The 5,611-nt window shown below is 42.0% G+C and carries 2 protein-coding genes and 1 pseudogene; 2 read left to right on the top strand and 1 reads right to left on the bottom strand.

The window, feature by feature from the left end; genetic code table 11:
- Positions 1–1,213, top strand: a 1,213-nt coding sequence (locus VIN08_RS15975) for an Rne/Rng family ribonuclease (RefSeq protein WP_331967089.1), incomplete at its 5' end; no start/stop codon positions are given.
- 27 nt (positions 1,214–1,240) lie between these two features.
- Positions 1,241–3,391 carry a hypothetical protein gene (locus tag VIN08_RS15970; RefSeq protein WP_331967088.1) on the top strand — a complete coding sequence of 717 codons (2,151 nt, stop codon included), beginning with the start codon at positions 1,241–1,243 and terminating at the stop codon, positions 3,389–3,391.
- A gap of 65 nt (positions 3,392–3,456) precedes the next feature.
- Here VIN08_RS15970 and VIN08_RS15965 read toward each other — a convergent pair.
- A pseudogene (locus VIN08_RS15965) lies at positions 3,457–5,611 on the bottom strand (SprB repeat-containing protein); the annotation flags it as partial.

Below are 5,611 nucleotides of genomic sequence, written 5' to 3'. Positions count from 1 at the left end.
GCAGCTTACCAAGGGTCAATTAATACCCGTTCAGGTTGTTAAAGAGCCAATCTCTACAAAAGGGCCTCGATTATCCTGCGAGTTATCATTAGCTGGTCGATACCTGGTATTGGTGCCATTCTCCAATGCTGTAAGCGTATCCAAAAAAATTACCAGCAGCGATGAGCGGAAACGTCTACTCCGTCTCATTCAATCCATTAAACCTGAAAACTTTGGCGTCATCATCCGCACTGTAGCGGAAGGAAGAGACGTAGCTGAACTTGACCGCGACCTTCGTAACATGGTAAATACATGGGAAGAAGGTATGGCGAGACTTGTTACGGCCAATCCGCGCGATAAAGTTATAGGTGAGATCAGTAAAACATCTTCGTTGCTACGCGACATGCTGAATGAATCATTCGACAATGTGCATGTAGATGACAAGAAGATCTTTGAAGATGTAAAGGCGTATGTTCACAGCATCGCGCCTGATAAGGAGAAGATCGTAAAATTATATACCGGCAAAGCCAAGATCTTTGAACACTATGGTATAGAGAAGCAGATCAAATCTGCTTTCGGCCAAACTGTAAGTTTGAAAGGCGGAGGCTACCTGATCATCGAACACACCGAAGCACTTCACGTGATCGATGTAAACAGCGGTAACAAATCTAATCGTGAAGAGAACCAGGAAACAACAGCACTCTCTGTTAACCTGGAAGCTGCGAAAGAAATAGCGCGCCAGTTACGACTGCGTGATATGGGAGGAATTATCGTGATCGATTTTATCGATATGCGAAACCTCGATAATAAAAAACTCATCTATAAAACCATGAAAGATGAGATGGCAGAAGATAAAGCTAAATCTACAGTGCTGCCATTATCAAAATTCGGGTTGATGCAGATCACACGCGAGCGGGTTCGTCCGCAGATGAATATCACTACTAAAGAAGTTTGCCCTACTTGCAACGGTACAGGTAAAATAACAGCTTCTATACTGGTATCTGATCTGATAGAAAAAAATGTTGAGCACCTGCTCGTGAAGCAAAATGAGAAAGACCTCGTGTTGGCATTGCATCCTTACTTGCACGCTTATTTTACACGCGGTTTGATTTCGAAACGCATGCGCTGGTACTTCAAGTATAAACGTTGGGTGACTTTGGTGATGGACTCATCTATGGCTGTAACGGAGTTTAAGTTCCTCAACAAGGAAGGTGAAGAAATTCAGCTTTCCTGATTTTTGCCGAATCCTATCTATATATACATGCGAATTTACTTATTGTCTCTATTCATACTGATTAGTCAGTATGGATGGACACAAAAGTCGTGGAAGACTTTTGTTTCTGAAAAAGGAGCTTTCTCTGCTGATTTTCCAGGAGAGCCACAAGTAACAACGGTTAATCGTGAAACACCTGATGGTGTTACAATCAAGATCAACCTGCACATGTATACTGCCGAATCGGTTGTAGCCTATGTCATCTACAATGAATTTCCGGTAGGCTTTAATATACTTGATGATTCGCTATACCTGAGCCAGGTATCAAAAGAAGTTATAGCAAGAATAAGTCAGGATACTACTGCTTTAAAAGCATTAGTGTTTGATGGATTCCCCGGCCGAAAGTTTTCCGGGAATGTAAAGGATGGCGTTACCGAGTTGAACGTTATTCTGCGAACCAATCGCGCATATATAGTTACCGGGTTCTTTCCCGAGAAGCGAAAGGCTGACCTTGCAAAATTTATGAAGTCATTCAAGTTTCTTCCTTATAAGAAACCGGAATGGGCAAGTCATCAATCATCCGAAAATTACTTTAAGGCTGATTTCCCTACCGAACCAACCGAAGAGGAGGACAACTCATCCGGCACAAACATGCAGGTATACTATGGTCAGGATATATATAGCGGGAATAATTACTCGCTCGCTATAGAGAAGTATTCCATATATACCCAGTATAAGAACGACAGTGCAGTGCTGGCATCACGGGCAAATGCGTATAAGCTCAGAGGTGATTCTATTATCCAGGAACGCGATGTACAAGTAGACGGCCGCCCTGCAAAAGATCTGATTATACGACAGGGTAATAATCATTTCCAGTTTCGCGTGCGCACATTTACCCGAGGTTTGTTCGGGTACACGCTGTTTACATTTTTACCTCCCGATGAAATACAAGGTGAAACGGCAAATCATTTCTTTAACTCCTTTCGCTTTAACGGAGTACCTCCCGGAGATTTGCTATCTGATAAAAAATCTCTGCTGTTAAAAGATATAGTTAGTTCCGACACTTCTGTATGGAAGAAAGCGAAAAGTGCTTTTAGTGAATATGAGTTCAAAGAAACAGATATAGAGGCGATTCAAAACCTGATAACAAAAACATACTCAGACGATCGCGAGTCAGAAGATAGTCGCAAGGAAGTAATGCTCAATGTGCTGCGAGATCTGGCATCAGAGAAATCAATTACTTTTATCGAAAAAGTTTTTCCATCTCTCTCGGCAAATCCTTCGCAAGAGTATGCAGCTTTGAAAGTATTGTCGAGTATAAATACCAGGCAAAGTCTTGCTGTGCTGGCTAAGCTCTTGCCCAAGCATAAACCTGTAAAAGATGATAGCTGGAAGTATACTTCAATCTTCAGTCCTTATGTGGTTGACTCTGCTTTGCAAAAATCATTCTTACTGAACACAGTAAAATTTCTGTCTATACCAGAGTATAAAGGTGGTTTATATATGCTTACCAACCATCTGTTGAAAAACAAAACATTATTATTTGGTGAATTAGCCACCTATAAGAAAATCATTCTACAGGATTTTGAAAGTGAAAGTCAGACGTATTTGAAAGATTCGACCTATCAGAATCTGAATGACATTGTAGATATACTGGGTTATGATCAATTAACGGAAAAGGAAATATCAACGCTTTATAAAGTTTCCAGACAGTATGATCTATACCTTACTCCGCGAGTAGTTACTACATTGCTTCGGCTAAAGCGGAAGCCCGATGAAGCGATCATGATGAATCTGGCAAAGGATTTGGCATCGAGAACGAACTTTTACTCTACGCTGAGTGACTATGGAATAGAGCGATATTTTCCGGTTAAGTATGCGAGTCAGGATAGTCTTGCTATAGGTGAGTTCAATGATTATCTGGTAGGAGAATATGACTCTGACTATACATCTTTTCAAATAGAGATTGTCTACAAGACAGAACGTGACTATAAAGGAGAGAGAAAGAAATTCTACGTTGTAAAATTCTTTGATCCGTACGATGAAGTTTGGTATCGTGGTATTTGTGGAGGATATACTCCTGCCAAGATTGAGGCGTGGGGTAATGCTACGAGCTCGGACTTTACTATCGACACCGGAAAAGGACATGACGAATACCTGAAAATGTACCTGGAAGAAATACAGAAAGCAGCAGAGTAAGAGAAATAAAAGGCCAGTATATATATACCGGCCTTTTTTACTTTTATACTACTAAAGGTATTTCATTAATCTTTCTTGACCAGTTTTCCATAAACAATTTTCTTCCGTGTTGATGCAAAACGATAGATGTACAGATCATCGTGCAAATTGTCTCCGGTGCATTCAAATGAATAAGTCTGACCTTTCTCTACATTGCCTTTAAATACTTTGTGCACCTCCTTGCCACACTTGTCGAGTATATCAAGCTCTATGTAGTCATCTTCATCGCACCTCCAGTTGAAGTGCACGGATCCGTAAAAAGGATTTGGATAAGCACAAACTACAGGTCCGTCCCCATCGCCTTGATTTAAGGTATCGTACGCAACACAGAGTCCTGCTTTATAAGCAACCACAGGCTGCCAGTTCTTCAATGTATTTGAACAGTTATAGTCGTTGCTGCAAAGAGTGAAGGTTACCGTAAACGTAGCTTGTTCGTTTCCGAAGCCGTTGATGTTATCTATCTTTAATCCATATAGTCCGGTAGTGGGATCTTTACCAATCTCCATAGCCCAACCTTCAGAATTGGAATAGGATTGTAAAGAGCCACAAGGTATAGCAATCGTCCAGTGCGAAAGTTCGTGCCGGCATTCTCCAGTAGTACTTATTAGAGCTTTATACGTTTTGCAAGAACCTTCACTACTCAATAGCGTAATGGAAGAGTCAAAGCATTCGTCACAGTCTTCACCACCATTGCCACCACCTGAAGAACCGGTTGTGCATGAGCTTGCTGTATAATTGCAGGTTTGTGTGCAGCCATCTTTCACAATAGTCAGCGTAAATGTTGCTGAACTGTTTTCGCCACCGGCAATATATAGTATAGATGCAGTTGTTGATCCGCCAGTTATACTCCATTGGTTGTCGGTGCTTGTAACGGACCATTGATAGCTGGTTGCGCCCGCTACAGATGTACTTAATACATTACCTATTGATCCGCAGGTTGGTATACTATCAGGCTGATTGATGAGGCATGCCCATCCGGAAGTTGATCCGCTTACAGCAACTTGTTTTGTTAAGCTACATCCGTTGGCATCTTTTATTACAACAGTATATGTACCGGTTGATACGTTACTCAGGTCTTCTGTAGTGGCGCCATTCGACCAGGTATAGGTGTAGGGTGATTTTCCACCGTTTACCGTGAGATCTATACTATAATTTCCTTCGGTATTGCACTGACTGTTTGTTACTGTAGCAGAAGCTGTAATGGCAACAGGATTCGAGATTACGAACGTGAATGTAACGGTGCAACCTTCAGCATCTGTTACTACAACTGTATAAGCACCTGAGGGAAGACCGGTGAGTGAATTTCCTGTTGATTCGTTTGACCATTGATAGGTATAAGGAGCTATGCCTCCTGTAGGATTAAGTATAATGGAACCCGATGCTTCACCATCACATCGCAGTTGTGTAATCTGTGCTCCGGACTGGAATGTTTTTTTCGAAACATTTACTTGCAATGTGGCAGTGCATCCATTGCTATCCGTTACGGTTACTTTGTATAAACCTGCAGTAAGACCGGAGAGATCTTCTGTTGTTACTCCGTTCGACCAGGTATAGGTGTAGGGTGGTGTTCCGCCTGTTACAATCAAATCTACTGCTCCCGATGCATCATCGGTACAGCTTGTTTGTGTAACCGTAGCGTTGAGTTTTAAAGTATTGTTCTCCCTCAGGTTATACGCAAGTTCCGTTGAGCATCCACTGCTGTCTTTAACAGTAACTTTGTAAAGACCCGCTGCCAGGTTTTGAAGATCTTCTGTTGTTGCTCCATTAGACCATGTATAGGTATAGGGTGGATTTCCGCCAGTAACAGTAATGTTTATACTTCCGTTTGCCTGACCGCATGTTGGCAATACGGGTGTAACAGATATTAACAGTTGAGAGGAGTTGGTTACAGAAAATGATTTTTGCACACTGCATCCTGCACCGTCTTTTACGGTAAGTATATATATACCCGAGCTCAGGCCCGAAAGATCCTGCGTAGTAGCGCCATTGTTCCATGAGTAATTAAATGTTCCCTGGCCTCCGGTGACGCTAACATCAATTGCACCATTCGATATACCTGAACAACTTGCTGCTGTTATTGTCCCCGATATAACAATCGCTTCCGGTTGTGTGATGGTTGAGGATAATGTGGCGGTTGCTCCGGATGCATCGGTAACGGTTACACTATAATTACCTGTAGCC

Source organism: Ohtaekwangia sp. (assembly GCF_036568665.1).
Lineage (GTDB): Bacteria > Bacteroidota > Bacteroidia > Cytophagales > Cyclobacteriaceae > Ohtaekwangia.
The sequence above is the reverse complement of the archived record's forward strand: the minus strand, read 5'-3'. Positions and strand labels throughout refer to the sequence as shown.

Bases quoted from the DNA above. Each gene is read 5' to 3' on its own strand.
- VIN08_RS15970 (WP_331967088.1), top strand. From the start codon at position 1,241: ATGCGAATTTACTTATTGTCTCTATTCATACTGATTAGTCAGTATGGA.